Annotated in this window: 21 protein-coding genes, 1 pseudogene and 1 riboswitch; of the genes and pseudogenes, 3 read left to right on the forward strand and 19 right to left on the reverse strand. The window is 38.8% G+C overall.

Annotated features, from left to right (window positions below; genetic code table 11):
• Positions 1-834: 834 nt before the first annotated feature.
• Entirely contained in the window at positions 835-2550 is a 1716-nt protein-coding gene (locus BTO28_RS12510) for a methyl-accepting chemotaxis protein (RefSeq protein ID WP_076766778.1), read from the reverse strand.
• Positions 2551-3088: 538 nt separating this feature from the next.
• Here BTO28_RS12510 and BTO28_RS12515 point away from each other — a divergent pair.
• Positions 3089-3535, forward strand: a complete 447-nt coding sequence (locus BTO28_RS12515; protein WP_332888728.1) for an OsmC family protein — start codon at positions 3089-3091, stop codon at positions 3533-3535.
• Between the two features lie 88 nt (positions 3536-3623).
• Here BTO28_RS12515 and BTO28_RS12520 read toward each other — a convergent pair whose 3' ends face one another.
• The 6 genes and pseudogenes from BTO28_RS12520 to BTO28_RS12540 all read right to left on the reverse strand — a co-directional run bounded on the left by BTO28_RS12520 (position 3624) and on the right by BTO28_RS12540 (position 8712).
• Positions 3624-3815, reverse strand: a complete 192-nt coding sequence (locus BTO28_RS12520; protein WP_076766780.1) for a hypothetical protein — start codon at positions 3813-3815, stop codon at positions 3624-3626.
• Positions 3816-3868: 53 nt separating this feature from the next.
• The gene (locus BTO28_RS17525) at positions 3869-4231 is read right to left on the reverse strand and encodes a hypothetical protein (protein WP_233129883.1); all 363 of its coding nucleotides are present in this window, start codon (positions 4229-4231) and stop codon (positions 3869-3871) included.
• 9 nt (positions 4232-4240) lie between these two features.
• Positions 4241-4285 (reverse strand): annotated as a pseudogene (locus tag BTO28_RS17530) (hypothetical protein); the annotation flags it as partial.
• 255 nt (positions 4286-4540) lie between these two features.
• Positions 4541-5878, reverse strand: a complete 1338-nt coding sequence (locus tag BTO28_RS12530) for a TrkH family potassium uptake protein (RefSeq protein WP_076766968.1) — start codon at positions 5876-5878, stop codon at positions 4541-4543.
• A gap of 334 nt (positions 5879-6212) precedes the next feature.
• Positions 6213-6355, reverse strand: a riboswitch (cyclic di-AMP (ydaO/yuaA leader).
• Positions 6356-6409: 54 nt separating this feature from the next.
• Positions 6410-6775: a DUF2294 domain-containing protein gene (locus BTO28_RS12535; RefSeq protein WP_076766782.1), complete on the reverse strand. Its 366-nt coding sequence runs from the start codon at positions 6773-6775 to the stop codon at positions 6410-6412.
• 302 nt (positions 6776-7077) lie between these two features.
• Entirely contained in the window at positions 7078-8712 is a 1635-nt protein-coding gene (locus BTO28_RS12540) for an MHYT domain-containing protein (protein ID WP_076766784.1), read from the reverse strand.
• 235 nt (positions 8713-8947) lie between these two features.
• Between BTO28_RS12540 and BTO28_RS12545 the strand changes: the two genes are divergently transcribed.
• Positions 8948-10570, forward strand: a complete 1623-nt coding sequence (locus BTO28_RS12545; protein WP_076766785.1) for a sensor domain-containing protein — start codon at positions 8948-8950, stop codon at positions 10568-10570.
• A 356-nt stretch (positions 10571-10926) separates the two neighbouring features.
• The gene (locus BTO28_RS12550) at positions 10927-11976 is read left to right on the forward strand and encodes a tetraprenyl-beta-curcumene synthase family protein (RefSeq protein ID WP_076766787.1); all 1050 of its coding nucleotides are present in this window, start codon (positions 10927-10929) and stop codon (positions 11974-11976) included.
• A 77-nt stretch (positions 11977-12053) separates the two neighbouring features.
• Here BTO28_RS12550 and BTO28_RS12555 read toward each other — a convergent pair whose 3' ends face one another.
• The 12 genes from BTO28_RS12555 to BTO28_RS12610 all read right to left on the reverse strand — a co-directional run bounded on the left by BTO28_RS12555 (position 12054) and on the right by BTO28_RS12610 (position 20367).
• Positions 12054-12830: a sulfite exporter TauE/SafE family protein gene (locus BTO28_RS12555; protein WP_076766789.1), complete on the reverse strand. Its 777-nt coding sequence runs from the start codon at positions 12828-12830 to the stop codon at positions 12054-12056.
• A 60-nt stretch (positions 12831-12890) separates the two neighbouring features.
• Positions 12891-13118, reverse strand: coding sequence for a sulfurtransferase TusA family protein (locus BTO28_RS12560; protein ID WP_076766791.1), 228 nt, complete (start codon positions 13116-13118; stop codon positions 12891-12893).
• Positions 13119-13163: 45 nt separating this feature from the next.
• Positions 13164-14291 carry an MBL fold metallo-hydrolase gene (locus tag BTO28_RS12565; protein WP_076766793.1) on the reverse strand — a complete coding sequence of 376 codons (1128 nt, stop codon included), beginning with the start codon at positions 14289-14291 and terminating at the stop codon, positions 13164-13166.
• Positions 14292-14432: 141 nt separating this feature from the next.
• Entirely contained in the window at positions 14433-14990 is a 558-nt protein-coding gene (locus BTO28_RS12570; RefSeq protein ID WP_076766795.1) for a sulfurtransferase TusA family protein, read from the reverse strand.
• A 54-nt stretch (positions 14991-15044) separates the two neighbouring features.
• The gene (locus BTO28_RS12575; protein WP_076766797.1) at positions 15045-15341 is read right to left on the reverse strand and encodes a rhodanese-like domain-containing protein; all 297 of its coding nucleotides are present in this window, start codon (positions 15339-15341) and stop codon (positions 15045-15047) included.
• Between the two features lie 20 nt (positions 15342-15361).
• Positions 15362-15730, reverse strand: a complete 369-nt coding sequence (locus tag BTO28_RS12580; RefSeq protein ID WP_076766799.1) for a rhodanese-like domain-containing protein — start codon at positions 15728-15730, stop codon at positions 15362-15364.
• A 47-nt stretch (positions 15731-15777) separates the two neighbouring features.
• Positions 15778-16260, reverse strand: coding sequence for a DsrE/DsrF/DrsH-like family protein (locus tag BTO28_RS12585; protein WP_076766801.1), 483 nt, complete (start codon positions 16258-16260; stop codon positions 15778-15780).
• 62 nt (positions 16261-16322) lie between these two features.
• Positions 16323-16550, reverse strand: coding sequence for a sulfurtransferase TusA family protein (locus BTO28_RS12590; RefSeq protein ID WP_076766803.1), 228 nt, complete (start codon positions 16548-16550; stop codon positions 16323-16325).
• 81 nt (positions 16551-16631) lie between these two features.
• Positions 16632-16892: a metal-sensitive transcriptional regulator gene (locus BTO28_RS12595; RefSeq protein ID WP_076766804.1), complete on the reverse strand. Its 261-nt coding sequence runs from the start codon at positions 16890-16892 to the stop codon at positions 16632-16634.
• A 138-nt stretch (positions 16893-17030) separates the two neighbouring features.
• Positions 17031-18152: an MBL fold metallo-hydrolase gene (locus BTO28_RS12600; protein ID WP_076766806.1), complete on the reverse strand. Its 1122-nt coding sequence runs from the start codon at positions 18150-18152 to the stop codon at positions 17031-17033.
• 330 nt (positions 18153-18482) lie between these two features.
• Complete coding sequence (locus BTO28_RS12605; RefSeq protein ID WP_076766808.1) at positions 18483-18740, reverse strand: hypothetical protein; 258 nt, start codon at positions 18738-18740, stop codon at positions 18483-18485.
• Positions 18741-18939: 199 nt separating this feature from the next.
• Complete coding sequence (locus BTO28_RS12610; RefSeq protein ID WP_076766810.1) at positions 18940-20367, reverse strand: amidohydrolase; 1428 nt, start codon at positions 20365-20367, stop codon at positions 18940-18942.
• Positions 20368-20415 lie beyond the last annotated feature (48 nt).

Raw genomic sequence — 20415 nt, forward strand, 5'->3', positions numbered from 1 at the left:
TTGACGTTTTTATTGATTTTGTTCAGTTTTCAAAGATCAATTTCATTCACCGTCATTATCGACAGCTAATTAATAATGTCATTATCGAAGATTAAAGTCAACTACTTTATTCAATATTTATTATCTAGGAATAACTATTGTAACAAGGATAATTTATTCTCTTCAACTAATTAATATTCCTTTTAAAAGCAGGTTAACAATATATCATATTTCAGATAATATGTCAATAAGTTATTTGATTTAATTATCCACAAATAATTAACTATACCCGATTTTTCTGAAACCACCTTACTTAGCGGTGGATTAACAATATAACACGCTACCGAATGGATAATCAATAGTATTTCGATAAAAGATTTATTTACCAGTATCCAAGTTTTCTCTTCATCCAGATTATAATATCTTTAACTAGTGATAAATTTTTTAATAGAAATACTAAATTGTTTCATTATATAAATGAAACAACTTTCAAATATATATTTTTTATATACTTGGAAGTTCTGAAATACTATATACACTAAGAGCAGTTGCTAAATGAACAACTGCTCCGTTTACGTGTTTCTTCTTGACGTGGAGTTCTATATATAATGAAGAAAAAGATATTCTTCCTGGAACGGAAGAGAATGAAACAATGATAGAAATGACCTATTCGAGAAAGAAACCTGCCTCGTTTTATCTCATATTAAGCAATATTCAATTAAAGTTAAGGCATGGCAGCAGGTGCAAGAAGGAACCCCATTGGCTAGTAGGGAATTCCGGAAGTACTATAACTTAAAACTACCAAAATTATTATAATAGTATTAATCCCTACTCACAACGAGTAGGGATTATCTATTATTTAAGTGTAAAGATTGAAACAGAGGTATTTAGATCTTCTGCAAGATTAGCAAGAGATTGAGATGTCGCAGCAGTTTCTTCACTAGCTGCAGCTGTTTCTTCGCTTGCTCCTGCAATACTTTCAATCGCACGCATCACTTCTGTTGATTGGGCCGATTGCAGCTCACTCGCTGATGCAATGCTATCAATGGAGCCCATGACCTCACTCGATTGTGCAGCCTGCTGTTCGCTTGCTGCGGCAATTTCCGCTACTTTTGAGTTCGCTTGTCCAACCATTTCATAAATAGAATCGAATGCTTCACCAGACTCTTTAGATGCGGATACGCCTTCGTTTACAGCTTTAACACTTAATGTCGTATTCTCTTGAATTCCTTTAATAAGGTCTGTGATTTCCTTTGTTGCCCCGCTGCTCTGCTCTGCTAGTTTACGAACCTCGTCTGCCACTACCGCAAAACCTTTACCTTGTTCACCTGCTCTTGCCGCTTCAATTGCCGCATTTAAAGCTAAAAGGTTGGTCTGGTTTGCGATATCGTTAATCACATTAATAATATTTCCAATTTTACCTGCGTCCTCTTCTAATAAAGACATTTGATCCGTTAATTGTGTCATCCCATTAATCGACGACTGAATGACTGTACTGCCGTCTTTCGCTACATTTAATAGGGCTTCGGTTACTTCTGCCGTTTCTTCCGCATTTTTAGCAACAGAATCAATAGCATAGTTTAATTCATTAAACTGTTCTTTCATAAGTTGGGCGTCATCAGCTTGACTTTTCGCACTTGCCGAAATATCCCGGAACAATTCGGTAATTGTTTGTGCATCACTTGATTGAGTAGTTGCACTGCTTGCTACCTCTTCAGTCGTAGCAGAAATTTCTTGCGAAGCTGCTGATACACTTTCAGCAGAAGCCAGAATCCCGCCTACTGTTGTTCTTAAACTTAGTACCATATTATCAACGGATTTGGCTAGCTGTCCGACCTCGTCTTTTGTATCAATCTCCATTGTTTCACTAAGGTCACCATTTGCTACCTTGCCCACAACACCTACTACGCGTTTTAAAGGACGGGAGATAATTTGAGAGATGATATACCCAAGTACAAAACTAAACAACACTGCTGCAATAACGATGATAATCGTAATCGTCCGGGAATTTTCGTATAATGCATTTGCATCCTTGCTCGATTTCTCTGCTAATTGAGTGTTGTATTCAATTAATTCTTTCAGAACGTTTTCAGCGTTATCCCCTGCTTCCTTGAATTCAGGAACTAATCTGTGGTAAGCTTTTTGATTGCCCTCATGAGCGTACTGGATCGCCTCATCCATCAAAACGTTATAATCATTCCATGCTATTTCAAACTCATCCAACAATTCCTTCTCTTTTTCAATAATAGTGGTGCCTTGGTATTTATTAATTTCCCCTTCTAATTCTTGTCTTAAATCATTAATTATTTGTTCCCGGTCTGATTTTTGCTGCGGGGTTGTATCAGTAAAGTTCATATCACGGATGTTGACTCTCATCCGTTGATATAAAACCTGTGCACTTGATACGTGGTCAATCGGAACGACTCTCTCTTCATACATAAACTTAAGCTCCTCATTGAGCTTATTCATGTTGTTCAAACCAAAGAATCCGATGAATGCTACTGCAATGGCCATTAAAGCAAACGATGAAATTAATTTTACAGACGTTTTCAAATTATAAAACCACTTCAAAATCCCATACCTCATTCCTATATTATGTATTTCTTGTTGCTGATCCCATTTCTCTTAATATCGACAAATTTTTCATTTATTTCAGATCTAAAGAGGTGATTTTATACAGAAAATTTTACCAAATATCTGAAAGTCTGAAATTTCACTTATGTAATAACATAATAAATACGAAAAGACGAGACTCTTAATTCACGTTTATTTCTCAAATTTAATTCGAGAGACCTGCCTGGTTTCGCCAACTCAAAGCCGATATGACTGCCTCTTCATATTGTTTTGCACCCAAAGCACAACATATATGCTTATGTTCAATCTTGTTTTTGGCAACTTGAATATACCCCAGATTCCTCTCCACCTTTACTAAAGAATTGTTAACTGAAAAACCTTATTCATTTTTTACCTATATACACAAATATTCTATATAAATGATCCTATGTTTTCGAATTAACCAGAATCCTCTGTATCACTTTTACCAGTTCACGTTTAAATTTCAGTACTGTGGAAAGAATAGATACGCATCAAAAAAAAGGAGGGCAAATCGATGAACCTGAAGGACAAAATGACGTTTCACGTTATAGGAAAAACGCAAAAAATGAAAACGACTGTGAAATCGAAGCAGCATGAAATTATTATGGATGAACCTCCTCTTTTGGGTGGTAACGATGAAGGTCCAGATCCGCTTTCTTATCTTTTGGCTTCTTTGGCTGGTTGTGAAAATGTAATCGCTAATATGGTGGCACAGGAAATGAACTTTGACCTGCAGTCAATAAACTTTGATGTGAAAGGCCAACTTGATCCACGCGGAATTCGAGGTGAAGCAGGCGCACAAGTTACTTTCGAGAAAGTTTGGTTCAAAGTAAGTGTAGTAACAAGTGAACCTTCAGAAAGGCTAACGGAACTAAAAGAAAAGACAGATGCCCGCTGCCCTGTTCTTACAATGATTAGAGCTGCTGGGATTGAAATAGAAGTTGATTGGGAAAAAGCGTAGCAAAGGACCAAATTAACCCGATCAAGAGGTTATCAGCAGCCTGACTTTAAACTTAAAAGCCAGACTGCTGATTTTCCCCTTTGAAAAATCACTTTTTAAAAGAAAACCATTTTATAAGGGGATGCTTATGATTATCAATTATTTTAAGTTCGTCTATCACAAGCTTTTCCTTATTATCCTCTACCCATTTTTTTAGTTCTTTTTTATCCTGGCATTGTGTATAATAGGTTTCTCCTCGCTTGCCTGCCGCATTCACAACAAACCTGCTGCTATTATTCATATTTCTCCGCCTTTAAAAATTTTAATTCTTCTATTATAAGATACTTCAAACTATTATTTTGTCGTTTTTCGTATTATTCTACATTTGCAAATAACGACAAATTTTCCTTTTTGCCGATCACTACTGATTTGATTTGAAGGTGGGGACAAAATCATATCGCCATTTTGAATGATCGCAATAATACTGACATTGTAACGAGCCCTAAAAGTACCCAGTTCCCACAGACTTTTCTCTGTCACTGGAGGAGTCTTGATTTCCTCAAGATTGTAATCTTTTGAAAAATGAAATTCATTACGTTTAGTGATAGCAGATATGTGCAACTCGTCCACCCATATCTTTTTTCGGATAGACAATCCAATCCGCTCCAACTTTTTTAATACCTTTTCGTGTTGTTCATTTAAGGCTTTTGCAAACACTTTTTTTACCCCGAACTCCTTTAAAAGCAATACCGCTAGTATACTCGCCTGCATATTACCACCGATGGCGGCGATGACACAGTCACATGATCAATCCCAATCGATTTTAATGTTGCCTTTTCCGTTATCTGCCACTGCTCCGTGCGTAATATAAAGCTACGCATTTTCCACTCGTTTTTCATTTTGATCAATCCCCAATAGTTCCTGACCGGCTCCATAATTATTCCTACTATGCTCGCCCCAATCCGTCCTAAACCAATCACTGCATATTGTAGTTTTTTTCATCTCTCTGGCTCCTTACCATTCTGATTATCCAATCATCATTTTTCCTTTTGGATAACGGAAAGGGTCCGGCCGTCGTCTTATAGCAATTGCGTACATAATGGTTAGCGGTCCGACTCTCCCAGCAAACATAGTAAAAATAATGAGCACCCGTCCTATAGGCGACAATTCAGGCGTTAACCCCATGGACAAACCAACCGTTGCAAAAGCAGAAGTCGCTTCAAACAAAATCATTAAAAAGTCTTTTCCCTCTTCCGTAATTGTCAGCAGCATGGTCATGATAATGACAAGGAATAACCCGCTTACTGTTACCGTCAGCGCTTTGTAAATGGTGTCAAAAACAATACGCTGACGAAAGAACACAACATCTTCTTTCCCTTTAATCTGAGACCAGACAGTGCCCATTAATGTAGAGAAAGTGGTGGTTTTAATCCCGCCGCCAGTTGAGCCTGGAGAAGCCCCAATAAACATTAGAAATATGATCAAGAAAATGGTGGACTGAGTTAAATCCGGTATATTCAATGTATTGGAACCGGCAGTTCTTGGGGTAACCGATTGAAACAACGAAGCCAATATTTTTCCAGAATAGGATAATGGCTGCAGCGTTTTGGGATTTCCAAACTCCAATAAAAAAATCAACATCGTCCCACCCACTGTTAACACGAAGCTCGTGACCAAGACGACTTTCGCATGCAGTGATAAACGGTGGGTTTCACGGTATTCAAACACTTCATTCATGACAATAAAACCGATCCCTCCTAATAAAATGAGGGCGCAAACCGTTAAGGTGACGATCGGATCTTCTGCATAAGGGGTTAAGCTTCGAAATTCACCCATTAAGTCAAAACCTGCATTATTAAAATTCGAAATCGCATGGAAAAAACCGTAATAAATCGCTTTTCCAATTGGCATATCAAACGAAAAGCGAAAAGATAATAAGATCCCTCCGATTATTTCAATGACTGCCGTAAAAATTAAAATTCTTTTGGCTAACCGGACAATCCCTTCCATTGATATGTTATTTAACGATTCACGAAGAACCAGTCGTTCTTTTAATGAAATTCTTTTTCCTAAAACAAAAGCAACGAGCGTTGCAAACGTCATAAATCCTAATCCGCCAATTTGGATTAATGATAAAATGACAAGTTGTCCAAATTTTGTAAATGTTGTGCCGGTGTCCACTATGACCAGGCCTGTAACACAGGTGGCGGAAGTAGAAGTAAATAATGCATTTAAAAAAGACAAGCCATTTCCGTCAACTGTTGCAATAGGGAGCGTCAACAAGAATGCCCCGATCATGATAATAGCCGCAAAGCCTAAAACAAGAATCTTTGGAGGATCTATAAATTTCATGATTTTTTTCATTTTTATCCTTCCGCCTTTTAATAAAATGAAATAAGCAACTACATCTTCAACAGCACTTTTCGAATCCCTAATCCTCTCATTTTGAAAACAAAAAGACCAATGACGTTTTTTCTCCGCACAAAACAAAGGACACGTTGTCCTGTTTTGATTGAGAAAAAGACATCATTGGTCTACGTAACGCCCAGCTAGCATCTCTGCTCTCTTTGCGTTCTGCCTCCCATATGCTTTTTCAAAATAGGCAAAATGAAAAAGACCTATTATTCTTTCAAGCTGCCTGTTTCCGCCGCGTTATTAACGCAACAAAAAAAAGCCCCCTGAATAAAGGTGGTCTTTAGACCTCCTTCGCTTTAGCCGACGAAGTTAGCTGACGGGCAGGATGGCGAAAGAGTGCTCTCATCCCTTCTACAAAACTGTAGAATTAGCCCCAAAAAAATTGGGTCCTCCGTTCCCGATGACGGGACTAGGCCGAGATATGTAGTTGCTGATGGAATTTATTTTACTCCGGTCTATTTTTCATGTCAACACTAGTTTTCAATCCAGCATTTTCTCCAAATTGCGATCAATAATAAACACTTCGATTCGCTCACCTGTTTTCGTACTCATGTCGCTATGACTTGATAGCACCTTGCATTTTGTGTGCTTTTCGACAATCTCTTCAAACTGTTTACTGTACATTTCCCTGAGGACCTGACGCATTTGTTTGACAAGTTTCCTGCCGTCTTGGCGGCTGACTAAATGTTTTTCTTCAACGGTCATCACTCCTTTGAAACGGGCAATAACCATATCTTGAACAATATATGTTTTGGTTTCCTGAGGACCGCGTCCAATTAACTCTCGCTGTAATTTAATTAATGCTTCACTCAACTCTGATTCCAGTTTTTTCTTATTCACCGTCATTTTTTTGCCCCCTTTATTTAAAAAATACAGACTGTGCGAGTTATCATACTTTGAAATAAAAGGGTTTGTAAAGTATATATATGTTATTTTGGTCTTTTCCTCGTCTGATCATAAAAATGATCACAGATAATTGTTAAAATTAAAACGTCGGATATTCCTCTCTTCGCGCAAAAAAGAAGCTTGATCCCCTTTTTCTCTTTTGTGTTGATCGTTTCCCATGCATTTCTTCTTGACACCGCATTTTGTGTCAATAATTAGATTACTTTTCTTCTGTTTATTCATTTTTAATTAACAAACTCCCATTATTCCTCTTTGTAAATTTTATATTGATTTTTTCCTGTCTGTTTCGCCTGATACATCGCAATATCCGCTTTTTTAATTAGTGAATCAGCATTTTCTCCTTTGTCTAAAAAGGAAATGCCGATACTCGGTGTAACATGGACGGTTTTATTTTTAGTTTCGATTGGAGGAACTAATGCTTTTATTATTTTTTTTGCAATATGAACAACTTCTTCTTCATGAATTTCTGTTAATAAAATGGTGAATTCGTCACCGGCTAAGCGAGCTACCATATCTTGTTTTCTAACACTGTTTGTTAATTTTTCTGCAACCCTTACTAATAAGGAATCCCCCACATCATGCCCGTGAATATCGTTGACCTGTTTAAAGCCGTCAAGATCGATAAACATAACAGCTGTTATGCTTGCATCTACTGGTTCAATTCGTACAACTTTATGAAGACTTTCTTCAAACATACGTCGATTTGGCAACCCCGTTAACGTATCATGAAAGGCATACCGAAACGTAATTTCTTCTAACTTTTTTCGCTCTGTTATATCTTGAAACAACACCTGGACATTTGTTTCTCCGTTAATTGTAATGAGTGTACCCATTATTTCGACATCAAATATTTGTCCATCCACCCTCATCATTTTTTCTTCTAAAGTGGCTGACGGAACCTTATTTTCGAACATCGTCCTCAATCGCTCCTTGGCAATATCGTGATAACTTGGATGGATAAAAGATAATGCATTTTTCCCTATAACATCCTCTTTTATCTTCGCACCTAAAAGTTGCATACCGGCCGGATTGATATACGTAAAAACGCCGTATTTATGTATACCTATGGCGATTGGCGATAACTCGACTAATTGACGATAACGCTCTTCACTTTCTTTTAATTTTATAGAAGTTTTTTGGTCCATATAACGACTGATGTAAATAAAAAGCTGAATACATAAAACGGTAATTCCTACACTAACGGCTAAAGCATTATTTTTTGAATATACCTGCAGTGGGTTTAAAACGTAGCTATCCTCCACGATAAAAACCGCCGCCTTCATCCCCGCGTAATGCATTCCAGAAATCGCAACACCTAGTAAAATAGCCGAAACTAGCTTGACCCACATTTTATTATAGACAGGATGATCCCTAAACAAAGCAAACAGCTGTACCGCTGCATTTGCAGACAAAAGAGCAATAAGAACAGAAACAGAAAACCAGAACAAATCATATTGAATGTCCGCTTCTATTACCATGGCTTCCATTCCAATATAGTGCATCAACAAAATTCCAATCCCCAATATCGTACCGCTGACAAACAACAGCTTCTTATTGGCATGTCGAGTTAGCAAGAAAAAAGCTAACCCTGACGTCATAATGGGCAGCAACATGGAGATGACTACCAAAAGTGGATTGTATCGAACGTCTAAATTGATATTGAACGCCAGCATCCCAATAAAATGCATAGCCCATATGCCGCTTCCCATTGCGATAGAGGCTGCAATTAGCCAGTAATTTCTGATAACCCCTTTATCCGACATTGTTAATCTGCCAATTTGATGAAGAGCCGTATAGGATGTACACACAGAAACTAATATCGAAAGAATAACCAGCGATAGGTTATGGTCACCTTCAAGGTAGATCGTATTTCCCATGGACGCCGCTCCTTTATACTGAATGAAAACCAACTTCCAAATCAAAGTCAGTATAGTTACCTTTTAAAACCATTGACAGGAATTGTAATTTCACTATATAGATATAGTTATATGCCCGATGTACTTTTCGAAACGCACTTGTTTTATCAACTTTATATCGTTTCGATTACCTACAAATCGGGAAAAAGTATGAATTATACAAAAATAACAAAATGCGTTTTAAGGGGGCCTCCTAGTGAATTTTAGCAATAGTAGTATTGAAATTGTTCTGGAAAGTATAACAGATGCTTTTTATTCATTAGATAATGATTTACGAATTGAATATATAAATAGAGTATCAGAACAACTTCTTGATCTAAAACGCGAAGAAGTTTTAGGTAACTATATTTACGATGCCCTGCCGCATTCAGATATTAATAAATTCGTGAAAAAATACAAGACTGCTCTTTTGCTGCAACAACCCATCGTGTTTGAAGAATTTTTTAAAAATAAATGGTATGAAGTTAGGGGCTTTCCTTCTCTCCAAGGGGTATCCGTTTATTTTAGGGATATAACAAGACAAAGAGAAGAAAAAGAAAAAATGTATAAAATGGCGTATTACGATGGGTTGACGCAGCTGCCGAACCGTTATTATTTTATGGAGTTTGTCCAAAATAAAATATCGACCAACGAAGAGTCATATTCGTTTTCCATATTATTCATGGACTTAGACCGATTCAAAGTGATCAATGAAACCTATGGTCATAAGGCAGGAGATCGTTTGCTTAAAGCAGTTGCCAAAAGACTTGGAAGAATCATCAATCATCACGGTTTGATCGCCCGTTATTCAGGTGATGAATTTCTTATTTTTTTAAAGCTTGATAAAGAAGAGAAAATCGCACGTTTGGTTAACGAACTAAACGCTTCTTTCTTAAAGCCTTTCCGCATTGACAAACAGGAAATCTATATGACAGCCAAAACTGGGATCAGTCAATTTCCGAAAGATGGCCAACATGTAGACTTACTTATAAAACAGGCGGACATCGCCCTTTATCATGCAAAAAAAAATCGAATAGTCGATTTTATATTCTTCCAGCCCGCGTTAAGTGATCTTTTTCAACGTAACGCCATGATTGAAAGCGAACTAAGAAAAGCCATCCTCTATGACCAAATTCAAGTTTACTATCAACCTAAAATAGAGCTTGAAAGCGGAAAAATTTACGGTGTAGAAGCTTTATCTAGATGGGAACATCCACGAATGGGATTCATTTCACCAGAAGAATTTATACCGATAGCTGAAGAAAGCGGTCTTATACATGAGCTAGGATCCTATGTTCTAAAAAAAGCATGTAAGCAATTAAAGGTATGGCATGAAAGTGGGTATGAGCCTATTCAAGTATCCGTAAATGTATCGGCAAGGCAGTTCGAAAACCTGAAATTTATCGAGATGCTGAAAGGCGTGTTAAACAAAACGCAATTAAGCGCCGAATATCTTGAGTTAGAAATCACTGAAAGCATTATCCAAAACATTACCCAGTCTCAACCGCTTTTAAACGAACTCAAGGCAATAGGGATAAGTTTATCTATAGATGACTTTGGCATAGGCTACTCTTCTTTAAGCAAGCTTCGGCAGCTGCCTATTGATAGCTTGAAAATAGACCGAACCTTTATCAATGATCTGAATACAAATGACCATACGATCGTGAAAACAATTATTGAAATGGGACACAATCTTCATTTCAATTTAGTAGCAGAAGGAATTGAAAATAAAAAACAATTAGAAATTCTAAAACGTTACAATTGCCAATATGGACAAGGGTATTTATTCAGTAAGCCATTGCCTGTAGAGGAGGTGGAACATTTTCTAACTAGTAAATAACTTGCTTTGAAGCACTGATTTCTAGATACATATATTTTTTCGTCTCGAGAATGTTTGAGTGTCCGGTGAATTGCTCCACCCTCGATGGTGAAATACAGTGACGGTGGCCTTTGAATAACAAGCCTTTTTTATAGGAATATGCCAGACTGATTCGATACAACCGCTGCTCATCGTCATATATGGCCGACCCTAAGCTACCCAATACTTTCCTGTTCATCATTTACACAAAATTCTTGACGGTTCCGATTATCCTTACAAAACTAGAATAAATATATTGACAAAAGGCTATCATAAATACCAAAAGTTGATGACCAAGTCCAGTATCTTCGTGATCCTCAAAGTTAGGAGGGTGTATCTTGAAAGTGCCAACAAAACCATGGACATTGCTGTATAAAGTACGGCAAGAGGTACTTCCCTCCGCTCATCAATATGTTAATGAGTGGCGGGAGAAGGCAAATAAAATTCCGAATGATGAATTGCGTAAACAAGCGCTTTCCAGCATTAAAGAGAAAGCGTTCCATTGTGATGGCGGGGCTGTTTATGGATTGCTTGCTGGAAAACAATGCAGAAACATCATTCGTTTTATTGTGGCCTACCAAACGATCAGTGACTACTTAGATAATTTATGTGATAGGAGTACTTCTTTGGAAGAAAGAGATTTCAGATTGCTTCATCTATCTATGTATCATGCCTTAACACCTGGAGAAGAGCCTGAAAATTATTATCAATATCGGAACGATCAAGACGATGGGGGATATTTAGCCTCTCTAGTCTCAACATGCCAAGATGTTCTAAAAGAGCTGCCTGGATTTCTAAATGCGCAGGGAATCATGCATCAACTAGCAGGGTACTATTGTGACTTACAAGTATTCAAACATGTTGAAAAAAATAAGCGGGTTAAGCTATTAGAAGATTGGTTTGCAAGGCACCAGCACAGTGTTCCCACTATGACCTGGTATGAGTTTTCTGCCTGCACAGGATCTACATTGGGCATTTTTTGCTTAGCAGCCTATGCGTCTCATGATTTGAAAACTGAAGATATGGATGTATTAAAAGACGGATATTTCCCCTGGGTCCAGGGTCTTCATATCATGCTTGATTATTTTATCGATCAAGAAGAAGACCGGGAAGAGGATGATTTGAATTTTATCTTCTACTACGATAGTGAAGATAAAATGGTCCAAAGAATTAGATTTTTTAAAGAAAAAGCAGAGGAGAGTATACGAAGTTTGCCGGATCGGGAATTTCATCACCTCATAAACAAAGGTTTGATTGCTTTTTATCTAGCAGATAAGAAAGTTCAACAAAATAAAAAGCTGAAACAAACAGCCAAACAATTTATCCGTTTTGGCGGCTTGCCTACTTTATTCTTCTATCTAAACAGCTGGGTATTTCGCCAAACCTAGGGCGAAGCACATAAGAATTTGTGAAAACCTATCAAAAAAAGCGGGTTAATTTCCCGCTTGATCAAATCATATTTTTATTAAAAAATGTCCATCCAAATTTTCATTGCTGTTCCTATAATCAATAAAGCCAGGAGAACCTGCAATATTTTCGTATTGACTATTTTCCCGACCTTTGCCCCTAATGGCGAAGCAAGCAAACTCGCAATAATCATGATGGCTGCCGGACCGTAAAGAACCTGATCAGTTGTGATTTTTCCGATCGCCGCGCCGATAGATGAAATAAACGTAATCGCAAGAGACGTAGCAATGGTCATTCTTGTTGGAATTTTTAAGACAACGAGCATGATCGGAACGAGAATAAAGGCTCCTGCCGCACCAACGATGCCTGCTGCGATTCCGACAATGAAGGCCATTCCAGCTGCCAGCCATTTATTGAATGTAACCCGATCAAACGGAATATCATCGATCCCCTTTTTCGGTATGAACATCAGAACAGCCGCTATCGTTGCAAGTATTCCGTAAACAAGGTTGACGCCTCCTTCTGACATCATGCCGGAACCATAGCCTCCGATGAAGCTTCCGATTAAAATACTTGATCCCATATAGATAATGAGTGTTTTATTCAAGTAACCGCCTTTTCGATACGCCCAGACTCCAGCGATCGTGGCGAAAAAGACTTGAATGGCACTGATTCCGGATACTTCATGGGCACTGAATACCGCCATCCCGAGCATGGGGGGAATATATAGCAGCATCGGGTATTTAATGATGGAACCGCCGATCCCGACCATCCCGGAAATAAAAGAGCCAATAAAGCCGATCAAGAAAATGGTCACAATAAAATCATAATCCATCCAATTTTCCTCCTTTCAAAAGGAGAAAGGGTATCTCGCCGATACCCTTTCACTCTATTATCATCCTTTTTTAATCCAGAATTTAAGCACACCGCCCTCTTCTGCATGGTTCACTAGTTCGTGTCCGACGGATTTTGCCCATGCAGTCAGGTCCGCTTTTGCGCCTTTATCTGTCGCATGGATTTCCAGTACCTGCCCGGAATCCAGTTCATTCATTTCGTTTTTTGTTTTTACAATTGGCATCGGGCAAGCGAGTCCTTTTGCGTCTAACACTTTATCTGAATTCATCTTAATCTCTCCATTCATTTTTTGAAGTTTTGTTGTTTCCATTCTTTATCGAACGGCACAGCGGTTTGGACCAATTTCCATCTCACGCTGCTTTTCTTCATCCGGGCTGATTTTGCCCATGTTCATTTCACGAATTTCCTGATACGCATTTGGCTGTGGCGGCAGATTGCCGGTTACCATTTCTCGAAACGCGGCTTCATCCTCGATATTTAAGCCATGATTTTTTGCAAATAATGTTCCTAATTTTTCTGATACGCTGCCATCATCATTCAGCTCTTCCATGATCATAAAGTGAGCCGGTAATACGATGAGTTCATCTGATAGTTCTTTGTAGCGTGTGTAAAGTGTTTCTCTCAAATCACCAACCCAGTCCTCTGCCAATCCAGCCAAATCAGGCCGTCCGATAGAGTCAATAAATAGAATGTCGCCTGACAGCAAATACGATTCGTCTATTATAAAAGAGGTAGACCCGATCGTATGGCCTGGAGAATACAGCGGTTGAATCGTAATCGTCGTATTGCCGATTGTTACGTCTTGCCCTTCTTCCAATGGCTGGTATCTAAACGTTACTTCCTGTGCATCCTTTGGCGGCAGCCAATACGTAGCATTTGTTGCTTCTGCGATTTTTCTTCCACCTGAAATGTGATCCGCATGAAGGTGGGTATCAAATACATGGGTAATTATGGCGCCGATTTCCTGCGCAAAGTCTGTGTACACGCCAGTCATACGCGTGGCATCAATAAGGGCTGCTTCTCCATTTGATACCACCATGTAAGAAAGGCATCCTTTTCCGATGCGGACAAACTGGAACAATTCGCCGCCGTCTTTTAAATCGCCCACTTTAACCGGCTCTAAATGTTCACTCCACGCCTTCATTCCACCTTTAAGATAAGCTACTGTCTTTCCTTCTTCTGAAAGCATTTCAGCAACCATAATGGATGAACCCTCTTTTGCACATACAACCAGGACTTCTTGATCTTGAGGGAGCTTCGGCAAAATTTCTCCCACTCCATCCAACAGATCAAAGTATGGAACATTGAGATATTGTATATTTTCTCCTTCTACTTTCCAGTCCTGAAAAGCATCTTCATTCCGAACGTCTAAAAGAAAGAACGACTCTTTATTAACGACCTTTGTTGCGACTTCTTTCGCTGTCATTGGATTAACAGACATAATATCAATTACCTCCCCAGGTATATTTCTAGCTAAAATTTTTTAGTACTTGTATTAGTATTAACATTAAAGGCTATATCGGCACCAATACCGTATGCAACAATGCTGACCGTTGCACTTTTGTTCATTTTCTTCTCATGTTTAAACGATTTCCCCTGTCCAGTCACGCATGCCCGGAACAACATTAATTAATTGTTTGAACCCTTGTTTTGCCATCGATTGCGCCGCTAATTCACTTCTTCTTCCTGAATGGCAGATCACATAAATTAACTCATCTTTCTTTAATTCGCCACAACGCTGTTCCACTTCACCCAGTGGAATGTGTACGGCTCCACGAATGTGCCCCTCTTCGTATTCGTCTAATTCACGAACATCTAAAATCGTTAAATTCTCATTTGCTTCTACTTTTTCTTTAAAGCTTTCTAAAGTAATTTCAGGAATAACTGTCCCTTCTGAAACAGTGTTTGCACCATCTTTACGTAAGAAGTGACGGAGGGTATCTCCTTCTGTTTCTGTTCCTAAATATTCATGACCTGTGCTTTTTGCCCATGCCTGCAGGTCTGCCGTTGAGCCCTTATCGGTTGCTTGAATTTCTAATACTTGACCGGGCTCTAAATCCTTCATTGTTTTTTTTGTTTTGACGATCGGCATCGGGCAAGCAAGCCCTTTGGCGTCTAATACATGGTTTGGTGTAATCATTCTGTTTCCTCCTTATCAGTTAAACCAACGGGGGTATATAAAAGAGTAAAAAAATTATTCCGTTGGTCCTTGCCAATCATTCATGCCGCCCGTCATGTTCATGACTTTATATCCGCGGTTTTCCAAAAAATTCGCTGCCATTGCGCTTCTGCCGCCTGACCTGCATACCAAGATATGTTCTTTTGACTTATCCAAATCCTGCAGACGAAATTCTAATAGACCTAAAGGAATATTTACTGCACCAAGAATTTTTCCAGCTGCTGCTTCTTCTGCCTCACGAACATCAATAATAGATTGATCATTTCTTTGGCTGACTAACTCTTCTACCTCATTTGGCGTGATATGTTTCATTTAAACTCCTCCTGACACGTTTACCAAGCACTCATTCCGCCTTTAACATTCGTAATGTGCTTAAAGCCAAGCTTTTTTAACATTTTGCTTGCTTTACTGCTTCTCATTCCACTTTGACAGATGACCAAAACCTCTTTTTCTTTTGACAGTTCGTTCGCCCGTTTCTGCAATTCATAAAGTGGTATATTTTTAAACCCGTTGATTGAGTTTGCCTGAAATTCATTTGGCGTACGAACATCGATAAACTGCTTCCCATTTTTCTTTAATTCTAATTTTAATTCACTCGTCGTAATCGTTTTAATCCCTTTTACAGGTGCAAAGCTTCGATATATAAACCAAACCATTAAAGCAATCAATAAAATGTTTACTATCATATCTGTATCAAGCATCGTATTCAATCCCCCTCTTCCCTTTATTCACCATTCAGGTTTCTATCTTAAATGAATAAGTTTACATTTCCGTCTTCCGCATCCGCTAAATAAGCTGCTACACCCGCATAATCAATGTCCTCCAGCAATTCTTCCTGCTGCAAACCAAGCAAATCCATTGTCATTGTACAGGCAACTAACTTAACATCCTGTTCCTGAGCCATTTCGATCAACTGGGGAAGTGTCATCGCATTATGCTTTTTCATCACGTGCTTGATCATTTTCGGACCCATTCCAGCAAAGTTCATGTTTGATAAGCCCATTTTATCCGCACCGCGCGGCATCATTTTGGCAAACATTTTTTCAAGGAATCCTTTTTTAATCTCTAATGGCTCGTCCTTTCGTAAAGCATTTAATCCCCAAAATGTGTGGAAAATCGTTACCTCGTGATCATAAGCTGCTGCTCCGTTTGCGATGATATACGCTGCCATTGCTTTATCATAATCTCCACTGAATAAAACAATCGTTGTTCTTTTCTTTTGTTCTGTCATGATGATGCCTCCCTGTTTGATATTCACCCTTACCTGTATGGGTATATTAATAAGTAAAAAAATTATCCTTTTTGAATGTAGAATGTATACACGCTATCTTCTTCTTTTGAATCGAGCATTGTATGCCCTGTTGATTTTGTCCAGGCTGTTAAATCACTTTTCGCGCCTTTATCGGTTGTCTGCACTTCCAATATTTGTCCTGCCTCTAAGTTATTCATCGCTTTTTTAGTTTTCACGATCGGCATCGGACATGCCAGACCTTTTGCGTCTAAAACCTGATCTACTTTCATTGATATCCCCTCCGTTATATTTTTATACCTATAAGGGTATATTATCCGATACAATTTGATTCGTCAACCGTTTCATTTTCTTTATCTGCTTTTTACTAGCAGGTTCACTGCTTCTTTAACAGGATTTTCTGTTTCTTCGCCTTTTTCTATACTCTCTCTAATGCACTGCTCTAAATTTGTGCTGACAATAACCCCCATGGTTCGATCAATTGCTCCGCGTGCTGCCGATAACTGGATTACCACATCTCGACAGTCTTTTCCTTCTTCGATCATGTTCAATATTCCTTTAATTTGTCCCTCGATCCGATTTAATCGATTTACGATTTTCTTATCATAGGTCATCACACAAGTCTCCTTTTGCTTTGTATTCCGTTGGCGATTCTTTATGGGACCAACTATATACCCTATACAGTATAATGTCAATCATTATACTCTTGAACAACACAAAAAAAGATGCCACTTAGACATCTTTTCGTGATGCTATCGAACAGCACATCGGTTAGGGCCCGTTTCCATTTCTCTTTGTTGTTCTAGATCAGTCATTAATTTGCCCATGTTTATTTGGCGTATCTCCTCATAGGAATTTGGCTGCGGCGGCAGGTTTTCGCTTACTGTCTTTCTAAATTCTTCTTCCTCATGGATATTTAGACCATGATTTTGTTTGTATAACACATTGAGTTTTTCTGAGATGCTCCCGTTATCCTTCATTTCATTTATTCCCATAAAATGAGCCGGCAAGACCAACAGTTCACCTTTCAATTCTTTATATCTCTCATAAAGTGTCTCACGCAAGTCACCAACCCAGTCACCCGCTTTCCCCGCTAAATCCGGCCGGCCAATGGAGTCGATAAATAAAATGTCCCCGGTCAGCAGATATTGGTCATCAATAATAAACGAAGTGCTTCCAATTGTATGACCAGGAGAATAGACAGCTTTGATCATTGAACTTCCTACATAGATGATGTCACCATCCTGGATCGGGGAATAATCAAAATTCAGGTCTTCCGCATCATTAGGTGGCAAATAATATGTTCCTCCAAGTTTTTCAGCAAGTGCTCTCCCGCCTGAAATATGATCTGCATGAAGGTGCGTATCTAATAAGTGTGTAATTCGTATGCCGTGTTCCTCCGCAAATTGTTCGTACGTCTCAAGCATCCGGTTCGTATCAATAACGGCGCCATTTCCTTCTGATTCAATTAGATAAGATAAACATCCTTTTCCTAAACGCACGAATTGATAAATGGAGCCTCCACCTATCAAATCACCCACTTTAATCGGCTCAAGATATTCACTCCATGCTTTCATTCCGCCTTCTACGGAATAGACATATTTAAATCCTTTCTCTTCCAGGTATTCTGCTGCCCTTTTAGAAGAATTGCCTTTTGCGCAAATCGTATAAATTTCTTTGTCTTTCGGCAGCTTATCAAGAAGGGCATCTTCTTCAGTAAGCTTAGAGAAAGGGGCATTCATGACTTTTACATTTCTCCCTTCCATTTTCCACTCATCAAAAGCGTCCGTATTACGTACATCTAAAATAAATACATCTTCATGATTCAGCACCTTTTTTGCTATTTCTTGTGTTGAGATGAGTTTAACTGTCATTTCTGACCCTCGCTTTGTTAAAGATTAATACTGTTACCAGCAACCGTATATAAATAAAAAAGAAGAATGTATAAAAACGTTCCTTCTCTTGAATCCCACTTATACGGATAGATCAATACACCCGATTAAGCGTTTTTCAAATTCAAAAACAGGAATCGTAAAAAATGCATACGGTATATATATCTCCATATTTTATGACACTATACAGAACCAACGGCTTACCTAATCTTTTTTAAAATACAAAAATGTACATAAACAATCCCATCACAAAGGTTCAAAATCCTCTTTCGTTTAACAATTGCTTAAATGAAGTTATGGGTTTATGAAAGTCTAAAATTTGGACCGTCTATCCTGCTCATCCTGCTCGTATTCATCTTCTTTTCGAAGCTCGTCGATAACAAAGTTTCTGTGTTCGGGATCTACTTCATCTTGTGCCTGTTGTGATGTGAAACCGTGTTCCTTTTGTAACCAGTCATACATGTGAAGCTGGACAGTTTCGAACTTATCTAATTCTACTTGTCTGGCCCGTTCATCCAGTCCGAGCAGATATTCTTTATGCAGCCGGTGATAATGGTTATTTGCAGTCATATGTATCTCTCCTTTCTTTATTGTTTACCCGAAATTTCAAAAGAAAAAAGCCTTTGGGCTTGTTTTTTGCTTATATTTCGATGAGAACATATACTGATTAATTACTAATTACTTATCAGTTAAAATAAAACTGCCTGGCTCCCGTTACAGACAGGAGCCAGGCAGTTCTGCTTTTATAGGCGGAGTTACACAGCGCCCCTTAAGATGATTTCGCTAATTCCGAAATCTCTCCTTCTAAAGGGGGCATTATTTCTTCTGGAATGCCAACTTCATATTGCTTGCTTTCCGTACTCGTTCTAAATTCTGCTCTTGCCTTTTCAATAATCTTTTCATCCATCAACAAATCAAAAGCAGATAGCGCGATTGTTTTCGCTGCTAGATGCATTCCTTTAAAACCAATTGAAGAGCCGAAAGAAGCGGTTGCTTGCCAGGAATGCAATTGTACGCCAGCCGGCGCACATGTCGTCATCACTTGTGCAACTGGTGTAATCCAGCTAACATCTCCAACATCTGTAGAACCTGCAACTGATGTCCCTCTTAATTGTTTATTATACTGCTGGCTTGTCGGCAGCAATTCATCCGCAGAAGCCCCAAAAAGATTTTTAGCGATTTGTACAACCTTAGGGTCAACTGTATTCACCAGTTCCTGTCCAAAAGACTTTTCCTCTTCTGTAAACTCCAGAGAATTGGCGATTTTCATGTTTTCAAACATAACATCACTTAATGTTTCATTGGCAAGTGTTTCATAGGCAAATGCCAGTACTTCAGAATGCACTTCTGTCTCTGTCATTAACGCCGCGCCTTCAGCAATTTTTTGAATTCTCGCAAGCAGGTCGTCTACGCCTTCTTTTGTGGCTGATCGTAAGTAATACCATACACTTGCATGATCAGGTACAATATTCGGTGCCAGGCCCCCATTCGTAATCACATAATGAATGCGTGACCCGTCCAGAACATGCTCTCTCATATAATTTGCGCCAATATTCATAAGCTCTACTGCATCAAGAGCGCTTCTTCCCGCATGTGGTGCAGCTGCAGCATGTGAGGTTGTTCCTTTAAAGTGGAACTTTATCGAAACCATCGATTGCATGCTTGTATTTATGACAAAATTTGATGTACCCGGATGCCATGTTAAGGCACAATCAAGATCATCAAATACTCCCGCTCTGGCCATAAATGTTTTACCCGAAAGCACTTCCTCCGCCGGGCAGCCATAATAGCGAATCGTGCCTGTAATTCCTTCAGCCTTCATGATTTCTTTTAAAGCCATAATAGCCTCCACTCCTGCTGTTCCAAGCAAATTATGGCCGCATCCATGCCCCGGACCGTTCGGAACCACTTCATTATGATGAGCGCTCACCGTTTGCGACAATCCTGGCAATGCGTCGTATTCTCCCAGCACCCCAATAATCGGTTTACCTGAACCATATTCCGCTACAAAAGCAGTTGGGATTCCGCCTACATTTGATGTAATCGTAAATCCTGCTTCTTCCATCGTTGTTCTCTGCAATTCTGATGCATACTTTTCTTCATAAGCGACTTGAGGATTTTCCCAAATCTGTTTTGCCATACTTGTAAATAGTGATTCATTGCTGTTGATCCAATTTAAGATATTCTCTTTACTCATTTTTCAACAACTCCTATCAGTCTATTTTTTGTGAGCATTATTCATGTT

The organism is Domibacillus epiphyticus, assembly GCF_001975785.1.
GTDB lineage: Bacteria > Bacillota > Bacilli > Bacillales > Domibacillaceae > Domibacillus > Domibacillus epiphyticus.